Annotated in this window: 12 protein-coding genes; 5 read left to right on the top strand and 7 right to left on the bottom strand. The window is 41.1% G+C overall.

Going from position 1 to position 17,636, the window contains the following annotated elements:
- From TW85_RS17175 to TW85_RS17165, 3 genes are all read left to right on the top strand, one after another.
- Positions 1 to 2,802 (top strand): FAD-binding and (Fe-S)-binding domain-containing protein (locus TW85_RS17175; RefSeq protein WP_046018359.1); only part of this gene is annotated, 2,802 nt, incomplete at its 5' end.
- A 69-nt stretch (positions 2,803 to 2,871) separates the two neighbouring features.
- Positions 2,872 to 3,612 carry a fused MFS/spermidine synthase gene (locus tag TW85_RS17170; RefSeq protein ID WP_046018358.1) on the top strand — a complete coding sequence of 247 codons (741 nt, stop codon included), beginning with the start codon at positions 2,872 to 2,874 and terminating at the stop codon, positions 3,610 to 3,612.
- A gap of 271 nt (positions 3,613 to 3,883) precedes the next feature.
- Positions 3,884 to 5,497, top strand: a complete 1,614-nt coding sequence (locus TW85_RS17165) for a methyl-accepting chemotaxis protein (protein ID WP_046018357.1) — start codon at positions 3,884 to 3,886, stop codon at positions 5,495 to 5,497.
- Positions 5,498 to 5,799: 302 nt separating this feature from the next.
- Here TW85_RS17165 and pgm read toward each other — a convergent pair whose 3' ends face one another.
- From pgm to TW85_RS17130, 7 genes are all read right to left on the bottom strand, one after another.
- On the bottom strand, positions 5,800 to 7,437 hold the full coding sequence (pgm, locus tag TW85_RS17160; protein ID WP_046018356.1) for a phosphoglucomutase (alpha-D-glucose-1,6-bisphosphate-dependent): 1,638 nt from the start codon (positions 7,435 to 7,437) through the stop codon (positions 5,800 to 5,802).
- A gap of 79 nt (positions 7,438 to 7,516) precedes the next feature.
- The gene (locus tag TW85_RS17155; protein ID WP_238326242.1) at positions 7,517 to 8,290 is read right to left on the bottom strand and encodes a 4'-phosphopantetheinyl transferase superfamily protein; all 774 of its coding nucleotides are present in this window, start codon (positions 8,288 to 8,290) and stop codon (positions 7,517 to 7,519) included.
- 8 nt (positions 8,291 to 8,298) lie between these two features.
- Positions 8,299 to 9,063: a 2,3-dihydro-2,3-dihydroxybenzoate dehydrogenase gene (gene dhbA / locus TW85_RS17150; RefSeq protein ID WP_046018354.1), complete on the bottom strand. Its 765-nt coding sequence runs from the start codon at positions 9,061 to 9,063 to the stop codon at positions 8,299 to 8,301.
- Positions 9,064 to 9,124: 61 nt separating this feature from the next.
- Positions 9,125 to 10,744, bottom strand: a complete 1,620-nt coding sequence (locus tag TW85_RS17145; RefSeq protein ID WP_046018353.1) for an AMP-binding protein — start codon at positions 10,742 to 10,744, stop codon at positions 9,125 to 9,127.
- Positions 10,741 to 11,952, bottom strand: a complete 1,212-nt coding sequence (locus tag TW85_RS17140) for an isochorismate synthase (protein WP_202904877.1) — start codon at positions 11,950 to 11,952, stop codon at positions 10,741 to 10,743. The genes TW85_RS17145 and TW85_RS17140 overlap by 4 nt, the downstream gene beginning before the upstream one ends.
- 179 nt (positions 11,953 to 12,131) lie before the next feature.
- Positions 12,132 to 12,326, bottom strand: a complete 195-nt coding sequence (locus TW85_RS17135) for an MbtH family NRPS accessory protein (RefSeq protein WP_046018351.1) — start codon at positions 12,324 to 12,326, stop codon at positions 12,132 to 12,134.
- Positions 12,327 to 12,551: 225 nt separating this feature from the next.
- Positions 12,552 to 13,721: a beta-ketoacyl-ACP synthase III gene (locus tag TW85_RS17130; protein ID WP_238326240.1), complete on the bottom strand. Its 1,170-nt coding sequence runs from the start codon at positions 13,719 to 13,721 to the stop codon at positions 12,552 to 12,554.
- A gap of 295 nt (positions 13,722 to 14,016) precedes the next feature.
- Here TW85_RS17130 and TW85_RS17125 point away from each other — a divergent pair, with 295 nt between their 5' ends.
- Both TW85_RS17125 and TW85_RS17120 read left to right on the top strand, forming a co-directional pair.
- On the top strand, positions 14,017 to 15,165 hold the full coding sequence (locus TW85_RS17125; protein ID WP_046018349.1) for a patatin-like phospholipase family protein: 1,149 nt from the start codon (positions 14,017 to 14,019) through the stop codon (positions 15,163 to 15,165).
- Between the two features lie 234 nt (positions 15,166 to 15,399).
- Entirely contained in the window at positions 15,400 to 17,598 is a 2,199-nt protein-coding gene (locus TW85_RS17120; protein ID WP_238326239.1) for an esterase-like activity of phytase family protein, read from the top strand.
- The last annotated feature ends 38 nt before the right edge of the window (positions 17,599 to 17,636 follow it).

Raw genomic sequence — 17,636 nt, 5'->3', positions numbered from 1 at the left:
GGTCAGTCATTAACCGATGGTTTGATTGTCGATTTATCTAAGCACATGAATCAGGTGCTAGAAATTAACGCCGAAGAAGGCTGGGCCAGAGTCCAAACCGGTGTCGTAAAAGATCAGTTAAATGCGGCAGTAAAAGAACACGGGCTTTTCTTTGCACCAGAACTCTCCACCAGTAACCGTGCGACCATAGGAGGTATGATAAATACCGATGCCAGTGGTCAAGGCTCTGTCATGTACGGTAAAACCCGTGATCATGTCCTTTCTCTTGATACCGTATTACTTGATGGTACGCTAATCAGCTCTGGTCCTATTTCTGATGAAAAGCTGGCTGAAGAGAAACAGCGTGAAGATTACGCGGGCCATATACATCGAGTGGTTGATGATGCCTTTAACCACAACCAAGCTAAAATCGATGAGATTTTCCCTGAATTAAACCGTTGCCTTACAGGTTATGATTTAGCCCACATACGTGATGAGAATAAAGCCTTCAACCTAAACTCGGTACTTTGTGGTTCTGAAGGCACCTTAGGTTTTATTGTCGAAGCCAAAGTTAACCTACTTAAAATCCCAACCTTCGCCACCTTAGTCAACATTCGTTATGACAGTTTTGAGGGTTCGTTACGCCACGCCAAAGCGCTATTAAATGCAGCACCCACTTCAATTGAAACCGTGGACTCTCGCGTACTTGGCCTTGCCAAAGACGACATCATTTGGCACTCAGTCGCTGATTTCTTCCCAGAAAATGAAGGAGAAGACATTCAGGGTGTGAACTTAGTTGAATACACAGGTAACGACCAAACTGAAGTAGACAATCGAATTAAAGTCCTGACGGATTTATTAGATACCGCGCTCGGTGAGCCGAATAGCAAGATACTGGGCTACACCTTGGCCCAAGGCCATGAGAATGTGAAAAAGATCTGGGCCATGCGCAAAAAGTCAGTTGGCCTTTTAGGTAATGCCAAAGGCGAAGGTCGCCCGATTCCCTTTGTTGAAGATACGGCAGTACCGCCCGAAAACTTAGCTGACTTCATTATGGAGTTTCGTGCCGTACTCGACGCCCATGATTTAAGCTATGGCATGTTTGGCCATGTGGATGCCGGGGTTTTACATGTACGTCCTGCTATCGATATGAAGGATGAAAAGAACGAAGGCCTGATTCGTGACATCACAGATAAAGTGGTTGCCCTCACCCAAAAATATGACGGCCTTTTATGGGGTGAACACGGTAAAGGGGTGCGCTCTGAATACGCGACCGAATTCTTTGGTGAGCTTTACCCTGTGATTCAGCAAGTAAAAGGCGCGTTTGATCCACATAACCAGTTAAACCCAGGCAAAATCGCCATCCCATTTGAACTGGGTGTCGAACTTCTTAAAATTGATGAAGTGCCGATGAGGGGCCAGTTTGATCGTCAGATCCCACTGGTAAACCGTGATCAATTTCAAGCCGGCATGTACTGTAATGGTAATGGCGCTTGTTATAATTTTGACCCTAACGATGCCATGTGCCCTTCTTACAAAGGCACCCGTGAACGTATTCATTCGCCAAAAGGCCGTGCGTCTTTAATGCGTGAATGGCTAAGGGGCATGAGTGAACAAGGAGTCGACACTCAAGCTGTCAGTGACAAGATAAAAGAAACTAATTTTATATCTAGTTTCTTCCCACGCCTGAACAACACTTTGAAAAAGCGTCGCGGTGACTATGACTTCTCCAACGAAGTGCATGAGTCCATGATGGGTTGTCTTGCCTGTAAATCTTGCGTAGGCCAATGCCCAATTAAAGTCGACGTGCCTGAGTTTAGAGCCAAGTTCCTAGAGATCTATTACTCACGTTATCTACGTCCTGTAAAAGACTATGTGGTGGGCTCGATGGAATACATCATGCCGACCTTAGCCAAATACCCTAATCCTTATAATTGGATGATGGAGCAAGCTTGGATCAACCGCTTTAGCGCTAACTATTTAGGCATTACAGATAGTCCTACGCTTTCTAAACTTAACATCAAGAAAGAAATGAATAAGCGTGGCATTCGCTTTGCGACACCTATGGCTCTTGATGCTATTAACCCATATGAAAGGCATAAAGCCGTCATCATAGTGCAAGATGCTTTTACCAGTTATTTTGAGACCCAATTGGTATTAGACACCATGGAACTACTGACACGTTTAGGCTTCCAAGCCTTCTTAGCACCTTATAAACCTAACGGTAAGCCTCTTCATGTACACGGTTTCTTCAAGGCGTTTGAGAAAGCGGCGAATAAAAATCTAGACATGTTAGAAGAACTAGCGGCTTATAAGATTCCATTTGTGGGTGTTGACCCTTCTATGACGTTAAGTTTCCGCTCAGAATATCCAAAAGTCATTGGCGATAAACGCGAGATTCCAACAGTGAACTTGCTACAAGAATGGTTAGTAGGTAAAAAAGATCACCTATCAACCCAACCTTTTGCCTTAGAAGATGAAACTTATCATTTATTGGCTCACTGTACGGAAAAGACCAATGCCGCAGCGTCTATCCAAGACTGGGTTAACGTCTTCTCTTTGGTAGGCCTTAGCTTAAAAGTTGAAAATGTAGGTTGTTGTGGCATGGCAGGAACCTATGGCCATGAAACAGCGAACCTTCAAACCTCAAAAGATATTTATGAGCTGTCTTGGAAAGACAAGATAAATGATAAAACCTTGCAAGATCGCATTGTCGCAACAGGTTACTCTTGTCGTAGCCAGGTGAAGCGTTTTGATCAAAAAGAGGTACTTCATCCATTACAAGCCCTACTTAAACATTTAAAAGAAGCTGCTCAGGTTTAACGTTTAATTTTTAACTCATACATCAAGCACCCGCCTATCTGCGGGTGTTTTTTTAAGAAGCAAATTCCCATGCATAATTCTCACGTTATATATCAGTCTCAAGATGAGCTTGGTCAAATTACAGTCCATGAAGATGGCCAATATCGTTTGCTGTCTTTTGCAAAAGGCGATGAACAAAGCCGTATAAGCCTTTCTAAACCTAATGTTTTACAGCATGAATATACTCAAGCCATGATGCTAAGTTTATTATTCTGCAAGCCTAAACGCGCCACCGTACTTGGTTTAGGCGGAGGCTGCCTTATAAGAGCGCTCTTAGATACAGTACCTGGTATCAAGTTAACGGCTGTCGAGCTTCGTCCAGAGGTCATTAGAATCGCCGAAAAGTACTTTCATCTCCCTCGCTCAAAAAGGCTACAAATACTCGAACAAGACGCTAAAACCTATATTACTCAAAAACCAGACAAGAAAGTGGACCTACTCTTTACCGATCTCTACCTAGAGGAAGGTATGGATAAGGCAGTAATAGCTGAGAACTTTATCGAGGATTGTGACAAACACTTAAAGAATGAAGGTTGGTTAGTTATAAATTGCTGGGAAGAAGATCACAATTACACCAACTTAATCGAAGTATTACGTAATTATTTTATTGATATTAGAAGCATCAATACCAGTAGTGGTAATTGGGTTATCTTGGCAGGTAAACGGATAAACTATCAAACAGCCAAAGCCCTTAAGCAAGATGCACAAAAGCTATCTTCTGACCTGGACTTTCAATTAGGCAAATGGTTAAACCGATTAGCGGAAGTTTAAAGGCTAATTTTTGTCCTTAACCTTTAATCACCATGGTCTTATTCTCATTCTGAGGATAAGGCCTTCATACTTTCTTCTCATTACAAGTAAAACAGTTACACCAAGCTACATATCATTACATCTGCCTAACTGTTTTTACACGAATTTTCCATAGACTTATATCATGTAAAGTAGCATTAAGTAAGATTTTATATTGTGAAAAATAAGGATATATCACTATGGACTATCTCAGACTTAGTTACATATCTTTTTATCCTTATGAGAAACTCACATGTCATTATCAAAAAAGCTTCTTAGTATCATTTCGATTGCTATTGCAGCAGCATTAATAGTTGCCCTTGTTGCCATTGCCAATATCAATCGTGGCTTTGAGAGTTACGATCAAATATTCACCACAGAGCTAAATGCTGAAAGAACTGCTCTCACCCTAAATATTGAATTCAAACGACAAGTCCAAGAATGGAAGAACGTTTTAATTCGAGGTAAAGACCCTAAGCAGTTAAAGAAATATTGGGGTAAGTTCAAAGACCAAGAAAAGAAAGTACAAGATATTTCAACTCAGCTAATTGCCTATCTTGATAACTACCCTGAGCAACTGACGGTAGCCAAAGAGTTTAAAAGTAATCACCTACAAATGGGTGAAAAGTATCAGCAAGGCTATAACGTCTTTGTCGCCGCAAATTTTGACATCAAAACGGGTGATAAAGCGGTTTCAGGCATAGACAGAAAACCCTCTGCGCAAGTTGAGTCTCTTTCTGATACGTTAGCTGAAATTAGTAAATCTAAGCGTGATTCTGTTTCAACCGATGTAACAAATAACATCATTTGGTCACTCGCTACATTAATCATTATCTTAATCGTGATTACCTTGTCGGCATCAAGCTTAATCAATAGGTTGATTATTAACCCGCTATTATCGCTTATCAATAATGTATCAGAGTTAGCACAGGGTAAGATAATTGCAGATTTAAACCTTGAGAGAAAAGATGAATTAGGCGATTTAAGTAAGGCTACTCAAAATTTAAAAAGCTTCTTATCGACTCTTTCAGACAAGCTACAGTCTTCAACTATCTCTCTAACTAACAGCTCTCAGAATTTGCATAATGTTGCTGAAAACCTGACAGTGAATTCTGACACTCAAACCCAACAAAGCCATGAAGCTCAGACAGCTATTTCTGAAATGAACACACAAGCAGATGACTCTGTCAGACAGGTTGAACAAACAGCTCAAGCCAGTGATCATAGCCAAAAGATTGCGATTGAAAGTAAAGATGCAATGCATTTAACACTTAACGGCATTGATAAGCTTGTAGGAGATATTGACTCAGCTTCCTCTGCAATAGAATCGCTTGCTAGCCAAACTGAACAAGTAAATTCTGTATTAGAGGTCATTCAAGGTATTGCAGAACAAACCAACCTTCTTGCTTTGAACGCAGCGATAGAAGCAGCACGAGCGGGAGAACAAGGCCGAGGTTTTGCAGTTGTAGCAGACGAAGTACGAAACTTAGCACAAAAAACCCATGTCTCCACTGAAGAGATCCAGAAAGTATTGTTAAATGTTACTACCGGAACAAATGAAGCCGTAAAAGCAATCCAAGGTGGTAAGGATCAAAGTAACCACATTCAAGAGACGGTCAATAAAGCCAGTGAAAAACTTACTATTGCCGTTGACTCAATTGCTGAAATTAACCAATTAAATAATTTGGTTAAATCTGCAATGGAAACTCAACAAACCTCTTCACAACAAGTTGAACAGCTAATAGGTGAGATAAACCATAAAATTACCGACAACGCAGAACAGGTCACACAAGCTACTCAGGCAAGTAACCAGATTATGCATGTGGTGGATGACTTCAATGATTTATCAGGTTGGTTTAAACGCTAAATCTATTTAGCACTAAAAAAGGGAGCGAATAGCTCCCTTTTTTAGTGCTAGGGGAGCTGCGAATAAGTCCTCCCGCCTCAGCGTGTGGATAAAAGCCCCTAGATTTACGGCGAGGAATGCAACTTAATAGTGATTCTATTGATAAGCTCTTCAACGTAAAGATAGGACTTTTAGACCACACCCTTCGGGTCTTTGAAGAATACCTAAACGGCATTTCAGAAAAAGTAACACCCCGTGTTGTCACTTCTCGAACAGTGCTTTTTATGTAAAGACAGAGAAGAGGTGACTTAATCGCAAGTTCCCTAGGCCAAGGCCTCATCAACCAAATTTTTTGCGCCTTCTTCAAGCTCACTTAAATGAGCTTCAGAAACAAAGCTTTCTAGGTAAATTTTATAAACATTCTCTGTGCCTGATGGCCTTGCTGCAAACCAGCCATTGGCCGTTTCAACTTTGAGCCCTCCAATTGCCGCTTGATTCCCTGGCGCTTTAGTCAATACACGACTTATATTATCTCCCGCTAGGGTATCCCCTTTTACAGACTCAGCACTTAAATTAGCCAAGATAGCTTTTGCTTCACCAGAGCAAGGTACATCAATACGCTTATAAAAAGGCGTACCATATTTTGCAACTTGTTCTTGGCTTAGCTGGTAAGGATCTTTACCTGTCACAGCAAGGATTTCAGCGGCAAGTAGCGCAAGAATGAAACCATCTTTGTCTGTCGTCCATACACTGCCATCATGACGTAAGAAAGAGGCACCTGCACTTTCTTCTCCACCAAAGCCCATCGCACCAGAATAAAGTCCATCAACGTACCACTTAAAACCGACTGGCACTTCACATAATGTACGGCCTAAACCTTCAACAACACGATCAATCATGCCACTTGAAACTAAGGTTTTACCAAACAAGGTATCTGCTGGCCATTCCGGTCTATTGTTAGCTAGGTATTCTATAGCGACGGCGAGGTAAGCGTTCGGGTTCATTAATCCAGATGATGCACATACAATACCGTGACGATCGAAATCAGGATCGTTCCCCACAGCAATATCAAAATCATCTTTCATTTTGAGAAGATTATTCATGGCATAAGGTGATGAACAGTCCATACGAATACGACCATCTTTATCCAAAGGCATAAAAGCAAAGCAGGCATCTAGATTTGGATTTACGATTTCGATATTTAATCCATACTTATCTGCGATAGGCTGCCAGAACTGAATCCCTGAACCACCCATAGGATCAACACCGATACGAATGCCAGCTTTAGCAATCGCCTTCATATCAATCACTTTATCAAGGTCAGAAACATAGTGATCTATATAGTCAAACTCTTCGACTAGATCAGACTGACTTAAAGCATTACCTCTTAAGCGTTTAACCCCTTCTAAACCAAGGCTTAAAAGCTCATTCGCACGTATCGCTATTTTATTTGTAATATCCGTATCAGCAGGGCCTCCTTTAGGTGGGTTATATTTAATACCGCCATCTTCTGGTGGGTTATGAGAAGGTGTGATGACAATGCCATCTGCAACATCTTGCTGAGCTTGATTATGAGTAAGAATTGCATGGGAAATAACGGGTGTTGGGGTATAGCTATTTGATTGAACTCTTACTCTCACTCCATTTGCAGTAAGCACTTCTAATGCGGTTTGAAAAGCCGCATCTGATAAAGCGTGAGTATCTTTACCCAAATAAAGCGGTCCGCCTATACCCTGCTCTTGTCTGTGCTCAGCAATGGCTTGGCAAATCGCCAAAATATGGTCTTCATTAAAACTTGCGCTTAGAGCGGTTCCTCTATGTCCTGAGGTACCAAAAACGACTTTTTGATCTGCATTTGATTCAATATCAGGCTTTTTACAGAAATATGCCGTCATCAATGCGGGGATATTTACGAGTTGATCAAGGGGAGCAAGTTGTCCAGCTTGAGGGTGAATTGCCATATTTACCTCTAAAATGAAGAATCTCAACTTATGGTCGCTTAAATTTATTTCAGATTCAATCACTTAAAAAAAACTTAATTTAAGGAAACATGAGTTCAAAACCCAACTGCCTTGGTAGCGCTAACATAGAGATCACTTTAGAGTGATAAAAATCAAACTGAACAGAAAAGCTTTGCCCTCTTACCCACTGACCACCTAAATCTCTTTCAAGCGACAGCTCAGCACTTCCTTGTAACCAATCTATTGCGATGACACTCATATCATCAAAATATAAATAGCTTAAAATAAGAGGTGATAAGGCTTTGATAACGCTCTTTTTCACTGAATAAATGAGTGCAAGAGTCAGTTCATCCAAATGAGTCGCAAATCTCAATCTCTCAGCCTGAGTTAAGACGCCAAAGGCTGTATTAGAACTGAGAGCAAACTCAGCTCTTGATTCTGCCCTTGCAACGATACTGACACCTATAGATTGATAGTCTTTGCTTTTTGCAATCATAACCAATGCATAAGGATAACAATGGGCAATACTGCCTATAATACCCTTCGGCCAGATTGGCACATTCTTGTCATCACTTTCTAAATACTCATGATGCACAGCAAAATCAAATAGCAATTGATGGGCACATAAGCGACCAGCAAGATATTCTGCTTGCCGAGTTTGTGTCATTTTTTGCCAAAGGTGATTTAGCGGAAAATCAAAGTATGAAAAGGTATCCTTGCCTTGATAAGCTTTATGAAAATGCTCAAGACTAAAATTGGTTGCCGCAAAAGCAATTTTCTTACTGGGCTCTTGACTCCGTTTCAGCGGCCAAGTTTTATCAAATCTTGGCCAAAACAAGTTTGATGCTAACATTTCCACGGTTAAGCCCCTAAGGTTGCACCGCCATCCACGACAATATCTTGCATTGTGATATGGGACGCCAAGTCAGATGCTAAGAAAAGCGCAGTATTTGCGACCTCTTCAACCTGCGCGATTTTATTCAGTGGAATACCTAGTTTGAAGCGATCTGCTTGCCCCAAAATAGTGGCAGCATATGCCGCTTTATCTTTAAGCATTGCCTGTAACATAGGCGTATCAGTTGATCCTGGTGATACACAATTACATCTTACTGAGTAAGGTGCTAGCTCTAACGCTAAATTGTGACTCAAACTGATCAAAGCCGCTTTAGAGGCACTGTAAGCCAACATACCTTTACGAGGAACATGGCCTGCATTAGAGGCAATATTAACAATCGCACCTGATTTTTGAGCTTTAAATTCTGGCATTAACGCCTGCATCAAATAAAAAACACCAGATACATTCACATCAAAACAGGTTTGCCAGTCTTGTTGAGATATTTCATTGGTTTCACCCAAGCGCAAAATACCAGCAGCATTAATTAAAACATCAATATCATAACTTTTAAGCAAGGTCGAAACGACGCGACTCACCGCCTCAGCATCTCTAATATCCAAGGCTTGAACAACAAAGCCATAGTCTTGATCAAAATCGCTTTTGCGTACCCCATGAAAAGCTTTATCCAAGGCTATCACCTTAGCGCCTTGTTCATGCAGCATTTGCGCAATACATAAACCGACGCCTTGAGCGGCACCCGTTACCCAAACCGTTTTACCTTTAAACTTCATATTTGCCTTCTACTCACACTAAGTCTTTCTGACTCAGCTCAATCTTTTACGTCATTTAAAATTAAATAACTTTTAGTGCTTGAGTTTTTAACGCCTGTTTATCAATTTTGCCCACTGGAGTTAATGGCATATTTGACAAAAATTGAAACGCATCAGGCAAACTGTCTTTTCCTATCCCTAAAGACACAAGGTGTTTACGAATAACCAAGGGCTTAATATCTTTATTTTTTAACACCAGAAAAGCACAGCTTTTTTCACCTAACTCAGCATCAGGCACAGCCACTAATGCCACTTGCGAGATAGCCTCATGTTTCAGCAAAAGGTTCTCTACCTCATGTAAAGCAAGCGTTTCATGGCCTCGTTTAATTTGCTCATTCACCCTACCTACTACTTTTATATTTCCCAGAGCATCCTGCTGTACAAGATCGCCAGAGCAATAAAAGCCTTCAGCATCAAAAGAACTCTGGTTATATTCTGGGCTATTAAAGTAACCTCTAAAGGTATAAGGGCCGCGTGTCATTAACATACCAATTTGACCCACAGCGACTTCCTGACAAGCCTGATTCACCACTCTAACTTCGTCAGCCTCACTCATAGGCCGACCCTGTGTCGTGTAATTAAGCTCTTCATCTAAGCGCGTATAATTCACCAGACCTTCAGCCATTCCAAAGACCTGCTGTAACTGACAACCTAATACTTGCGACACTAATCTCGCTTGCGCTTCTGCAAAGCTTGCACCGCCCACTTGAAGTAACTTTAAGCTTTTTAACTTGGCTTGATGTTCAGGTGCTGCATCTAACCACAAAGCAACCGCTGGCGGCACTAAGGCTGTCATATTGACTTGATGCTTACTAATAAGCTCAAAGCAATGTATTGGCTCCGATGACTGGGCAATAATCAAAGTAGCCCCAGCATAAAAAACGCCTAAGGCCCCTGGTGAACTCATTGGAAAATTATGTTGAATCGGTAAAGCACACAAATACCGTGTATCTTGGTCAAGCCCACACACCTCAACACTCTTTCTAACACTATAAAGATAATCATTATGGGTTCTTGGAATGAGCTTTGAGAGGCCTGTACTACCACTCGATAGCTGAAAAAAAGCCACTTCATCAGCATCAGATGCCTGATCAAAACTCGGGTTTTCAATTATCTTATGATCCGCAGAATAGAGAATATCCTGCATAGAGACGGCATAGTCACAGGCTTTTAAAGAAAGGATAGTCTCTATACTTGTTGAAGCCGTTTTTAAACCAGAAACAAACTCTTGGTTAGCAAACAATTCATGCTCTGGTGAAACAATTAATAAACTCGGCGCTAACTGCTCAACATAAGCACTAATTTCCAGCGCCTGCTGATGAAAAAAAGCATTAACCGCCGCCACACCCAGCTTTAGTAATGCAAAATATGTCACATAAAACTCTAAACAATTAGGCAGCTGAACAAGCGCCGTATCAAATCGCTTAACTCCTTGCTGATCTAAATAGATAGCAAGGGTATTAGCCATTTGATCAAGTTCGAGATAAGTTACTTGTCTTTCACCGTCTATAATCGCGACACTATTAGGATTGCTTTCCACTTGATCTTCAATCATTTGGGTTAGTGGCTCATCGCTCCAATATCCCGCTTTACGATAAGCTTCTTCAAAATTCTTTGGCCAACGACTATAGGCAATGCTCATAACCCTTCTCCTCCACCCACCTCGGTTTTATGAAAACCAAAGGCGTCCATCATGGTTGCTAACTTAGCTTGAGTTTCTAACCATTCAGCATCAGGGCTGGACGCTTCAACGATTCCTGCCCCTGCAAACAGCCTTACTTCATTATGGGAAACCGTACCGCAACGTATCGTCACGACCCATTCACCATTACCTTGTGCATCACACCAACCGACCATGCCAGTAAATAAACCACGCTCGAAAGGCTCTACCAAGTCAATCAACTTTTTTGCTAATCGAGTAGGATAACCACACACAGCCGGTGTTGGATGTAACTGGCAAGCTAAAGTCAAAACAGATTCATCTGCCTGCTTTAGCTCACCTTTAATTTGAGTTGATAAATGCCACATGCGCGAAGTGCTCATTAACTCAGGTTCATATGGCGCATCTAGCGTGTCGCAATAAGGTGCTAATACATTGCGAACATCATCAATCACCAACTTATGTTCAAAATTGTCTTTTTGAGAATGCTTAAGATCATATGCATGTTGTTCATCTATTTCTTTGTCCGCCATTCGCTTAGCCGAGCCAGCAAGCGGATTAGAAAAGACACGCACACCTTCTTTTCTGAGAAGTAGCTCTGGGCTTGCGCCAATTAAATCTGTGCTTTCATTCAGAGGGATTTTAAAATGGTAACCAGCGGGATTTTGGCTTAGCAGGTTTTTTATTACTTTTTGCGTATTAACAGGCTCTTTCGTCTTAACTTCGTATACACGAGATAAAACAGCTTTTTGAATATCACTGTGCTCAAAGTTAGCAATTGCCTGTTTTACACCACGTTTAAAGGTGATTTCATCAGGAATACTCTTCGCCATTTCAATCAGGTTTGAATAGCCCGAACTTGAATCTTCTTCTTGTTTAAGCAAGTCGTCACGGTCAAAAAATTCATACTCGCTTGGTACGTAAAGACATGACTCTTGGTTTAAATCAAATGGAATAGCGCCAATGAGAATTGGGTTCTCTTGGCCAAGTTCACGAGCCTTATCAAAGGCCTGACTGACAACACGTTGAAATCTTCCTCTTTCGCTTTCTTCACCAAATGCTGGGGTAGAAACTTTAACTAACTGTCCCTTTGCCCTTATGCTCTTATGAGCTGACATATACAAATAGTCAGCTAACTCTTCAGTATCTGATAATTCAGAAGCTGAAGTTTGATTAGAGCTGTTGTTCATCCCTGTCTCCATGAAAATGATATTTGATTCCTTATTGTTTTTTATTTCTAAAAAGCACTAATTCATCGATTAAATGACGTTAAACTGGCAACTAAGTACAAGTGAAAAACAAAAGAGACAATTGCGTACTTGAAAGATCCAAGCAAAAACCGCCCTATCTATTTCTCCTAATTCATACTTTATTTCACTAGAGATTTAGGCTGGGCCCAATGGCGATCAATATAATCAATACAGGTGTCACGATCTCCAGGACCGTATTCTAGATACCAGCCCATAGGAATATCCTGTAACTTTGGCCATAAGCTGTACTGCTCATTAAGATTACTTAAGACAACAAAGCCAACTTCATCCTGCTTGTTATTTGAAGTTCCCATCTCTATACACCTCCAAGCGTTACCAATGTTTTATTTTTGATAGCAGAGTCCAAATCAGAGGCACTCTCCTATGCGATAAATAAAATATACGTCAAGCTTTAAATGATTTCAAGAATCATTCTCATTTAGATTTATATTTATTGTTTCACCTCCTTACAGTTAAACATCAAAAAAAAACCACCTTGATTTGCATCAAGGTGGTTTTTTAAACAAAGAAAAGAATGATTAACGTTTTTTAAGAACCAAACTACCAATAGAGTAACCAGCACCAAAAGAACAAATCACACCAATATCATCTTTTATCAAGTCTTCGTGATTTTTCGCAAAAGCAATAATTGAACCTGCAGAAGCCGTATTGGCAAAGGTATCCAATACTACAGGGGCTTCATCAGCTGTGGCATCTCTGCCTAATAAGCGTTTGCTGATCAATAAATTCATATTGATATTGGCCTGATGTAGCCACCAACGTCTCAATTGGGAAACTTGCACACCCACGTCATTTAAGTGACTCTCGATATGCTCTGCCGCCATTGGACAGACTTCTTTAAAGACTTTACGGCCATTTTGATGGAAAAGCTTATCTGTCGCGAATGGGTCTTCATCTGTGACTCTCGCAACATAACCAAAATTTGAACGAATATTATTTGAGTAAGAGGTTACGCAACGTGTACCTAATACATCAAAGCTATGTTCAGATTGACAAGTCCCAGCGGTTTCAACAACAACCGCTGTGGCAACATCACCAAAGATAAAGTGCGAATCTCTATCTGTGTAGTTCACTTGAGGAGAAGTTAATTCTGGGTTGATAACAAGCACGCATTTAGCACTGCCAGCAGCAACCGAATCATGGGCACGCTGCAAACCAAAGGTTGCAGCCGAGCATGCCACTAACATATCAAATCCAAAACCTTGAATACCGAGTTTTGCTTGCACTTCAATCGCGATAGCAGGATAAGAACGCTCAGTATAAGCACAGGCAACAATGACCATATCAACATCAGCTGGCGTTTTATTTGCCGCGAGCAAGGCTTTCTCTGCTGCTGCAACCGCCATTTCAGCTTGATGGGATAATTCATCATCCCCTCTCGCTTCAAGCTTAGGTCGCATACGATTGATATCTAATACACCTTCTTTTGAATAAATATAACGGCTTTTAATACCTGATGCTTTTTCAATAAACGCAGCGCTGGATAAAGGTTTTGGTCTTAATTCATCGGCTTCAATTTGGGCGGCATGATCAATATTGTATTGCGTTGCCCAAGCATTATAACTGTCGACTAATTCTTCATTGGTAATTGTATTAGCTGGCGTCCAAAGGCCAACTCCACTGATGACAACATTATTTTTATTACTGACTTGGTTTTCCATAGGATTTACTCGTGTTTTGTCAATCATTTAGTAACATTGTCTCGTAACTGAAACAATTAGTCCATTTACATTATGTTGATATTGTTAATAATAACTATAAGTAATAACTATAATTTACCTTTTTCTTCTTCTTTCTTTTGTATAGCACAAATTATCTTAATTAAATTTATCCAGCGCTTCCTTAAAGCTAGCAAAAAACCAACAACCTGTAGCCATTTGCTTGATTCATAAACAAAATTAATAAGTGAGTTACAAAAAACGTTATTGAGGCTTGCCTATCTCTAGCATATGCTTAAATGACTAAAAGGAAGGAGACGCTGTGATGAAACAAAATCATACCGCTTTAATTCTCTCTGGCGGCGGCGCTAGAGCGGCTTATCAAGTTGGCGTTTTATCAGCAATAGGTAAGATGATGCCTAAACACTCCAGTATCCCCTTTCCTATCCTATGTGGTACCTCTGCCGGCGCACTTAACGCCGCCATGTTGGCATCTAATGCTGATAACTTTACTCGGGCAATCAGTAAGCTGGCCTATCTTTGGCGCCATTTATCACCGGATCAGATTTATCATGTGGACTCTCTATCTATGATGTCTTCTGTGAGTCGGATTCTGTTGTCTTTATTTCAGCAGGGTAACCCAAAACAACAACTCTCTTTGCTCAACAATCAGCCGCTTAGGCAATTATTACAGCGTTTTTTAGATCTTGATCGTATCAACACTTGCATTCATAGAAAGCATTTACGTGCCCTTAGCATCACAGCCATGAGCTATAGCTCAGGTAAAACCACTAGCTTTTTTCAGGGGACTTCAAGTCTTGAGAACTGGGAAAACAACCGTAACCTGGGGTTAAGAAGCAGGCTAACTTATAACCACTTACTCGCTTCCAGCGCCATACCGACTATTTTCCCTGCTCAAAAAATTGGGGAACATTATTTTGCCGATGGTGCAATGAGACAACAATCTCCTATTAGCCCTGCACTTCACTTAGGCGCTAAGAAGGTCATGATTATTGGTGTCAGTGGTAATCGTGCACCAAAACATTGGCACAACGAAATGGCCAGACCTCACCCTCCGTCTATTGCTCAAATCACTGGCCAACTACTTAACAGTGCTTTCATTGATAATCTCGAAGATGATATTCAGCAGCTAGAACGCATAAACCAGCTGAGCATGAATCAACCTCAGAGTAATTACGAGCCGATTGATACCTTAATCATTTCGCCCTCTGTCGAGTTAGACCAATTAGCCGCACAGCATTATTCTGATCTACCTCGCAGCTTGAAATATGTCATGAGCTCTATTGGTGCTACCCCTAAAGCCGGTGGAAGTTCGGCGGCAAGCTACCTTCTTTTCACTAAAGATTATTGCCGTAGCCTGATTGAGTTAGGACAAAAAGATGCCAATTGGGAAAAAGATAAAATCATGTCTTTTTTAAATATACCGGTTCATGAGAAGCCTGTTTACGAATAACTCATTTTTCTTTGTGATTAGATTCCTTGCTAAATCATCACTTAATTTCTACTTAAACCCTAAACACGTTAATTAAGAACTTGCTTATAAAGCACACATATCGGGCCTTTGAGCCTCCTTTCAAAAAACTGACATCTAACCGTCATATGTTTGCACTAAATCAGTCATAATAAATCGGCACTATCTAATCTAACCAAATCACATAAAGCCATAACTTGTTAACAAGAGGTTAGAATGAAAACCACTTTGCTGTCTCAAAAACGTGCAATGAAACATTTACCTAAAACTCTATTGGGTTTAGCTATTATCTCAGCGATGGGCTCAGCTCAAGCTGAATCATTTAACCGTATCGCGACTTGGTCGGTTAAAGACAACCTACCAACTAATCTTGCACAAAGCACAGAAACATCAGCAGAAATCATTACAGCAAGTAAAGATGGCAACACCTTAATTTATTCTGATAGCCCATTAGGTGGTCTTGGTTTTATTGATATCAAAAACGCTAATGCACCAAAGGCCGCTGGTTTTCTTGCCCTTGATGGCGAACCGACATCGGTTTCAACTACAAAAAAGTATGCTTTAACTGGGGTTAACACCTCAGCAAGTTACACGGCGCCAAGTGGTAAACTTAGTGCGATTGATCTAAACACTCATAAAGAAATAAGATCCTGTGACCTTGGCGGCCAACCAGACTCAGTCGCAGTATCTAAAGATGAGAAGTTTGTTGCCATCGCCATTGAAAACGAACGTGATGAAGACCTAAACGATGGCGCCATGCCGCAATATCCTGCAGGTAACCTTGTCATTCTGCCACTAGATCAAGGTTTACCAGTATGTGCTCAGAAGAAAATGGTAGACCTTAGAGGTCTAGCAAAAGTTGCTCCTACCGATCCAGAGCCTGAATTTGTTGACTTTAATGACGCCAACGAAATCGTAGTGACACTACAAGAAAACAACCATCTCGTTGTTGTTGACGCTGCAAGCGGTAAGATCTTGTCACACTTCCCTGCAGGTGCTGTAAACCTTAACAATGTTGACCTGAAAGAAGAAAGAGCCCTGACATTTGATGGCCAACAAGTACAAAGAAAGCGTGAACCTGATGCGGTTCAATGGCTGGATAATGATCGCTTTGTTACCGCCAACGAAGGTGATTTTGAAGGTGGATCCCGTGGCTTCACCATCTTTAATAAACAAGGTGATGTGTTATTTGAGTCAGGCTTAGAGCTTGAGTATCGCATGGCAATGGCAGGTCACTATCCTGATAAACGCTCAGGTAATAAAGGTGTAGAGCCTGAAGGCCTTGAAGTGGCTAGCTTTAACGGTGAGACCTATATTTTTGTGTTAGCAGAACGTGCTGGCCTTGTGGGTGTTTATAAAGATACAGGTGCTAAACCTGAGTTTGTACAGCTTTTACCTTCAGGTATTGCACCAGAAGGAGCCATTGCGATTCCTGGTCGTAACCTATTTGTCACAGCGAACGAAAAAGACTTAATCGAAGATAAAGGCCCTCGCTCTCACGTGATGATCTACCAACGTAGCCAAAAAGCAGCAGCCTATCCGCAAATTGAATCTGTGATGAATGGTGAGCGTCCTCTAGGTTGGGGCGCATTATCTGGCCTTGTTAGTGATACCAAGCAGAGCAAAAAATTCTATGCTGTTAACGATAGTTTTTATCGTAACCAAGCAAGTATTTTCACTATAGATGCAAGCACGACACCGGCAAAAATCATCAGCGCCCTACCTGTATTAAGAGACGGTTTACCTGCTCAAAAGCTTGACCTTGAAGGGATCACAAATGATGGTAAAGGCGGCTTTTGGGTAGCGTCTGAGGGTCGTACAGATCGTTTAACACCCCATGCGATTTACAACATCAACAAAAAAGGTGAAATCAAAAAAGAAATCCCTTTCCCCGCTGAACTACTAGCAGTTGAAAAGCGTTTTGGTGCTGAAGGTATTACCCGAATAGGCGATACCCTATGGATTGCGATTCAACGTCAATGGAAGGATGATCCAAAAAACACCACCAAGCTGGTCTCATATAACACTAAAACCAAAGAATGGGGTGCAGTTCGCTACCCTACGCAAGAAAGCAAAAAAGGCTGGGTTGGTTTATCTGAAATCACGGCTCACGGTGATTGGGTATACATAATAGAGCGTGACAACCAAATAGATGACAACGCAAAAATTAAGCGTTTATACAAGGTTGCAGTCTCTCAGTTAAAACCAGCCAAATTAGGCTCGAAACTGCCTTTGGTTAAAAAAGAGTTAGCCCACGACTTCATCCCTAACCTGAAAGAAGGTAATGGCTATGTTACTGACAAGATCGAAGGCTTTGCAATTGATAGCAAAGGCGTAGGTTTTGCACTAACCGATAATGACGGTGTGGATGACAGCTCTGGCGAGACACTTTTCTTTACTATCGGAAAAATGTAAAACTCGTTGAGCAAAAAAAGGCCAGACATTATGTCTGG

It is taken from the genome of Marinomonas sp. S3726 (assembly GCF_000967665.1).
Classification (GTDB): Bacteria; Pseudomonadota; Gammaproteobacteria; order Pseudomonadales; family Marinomonadaceae; genus Marinomonas.
Note: the sequence above shows the minus strand (reverse complement) of the source record. Positions and strands in the feature narration are given on the sequence as shown.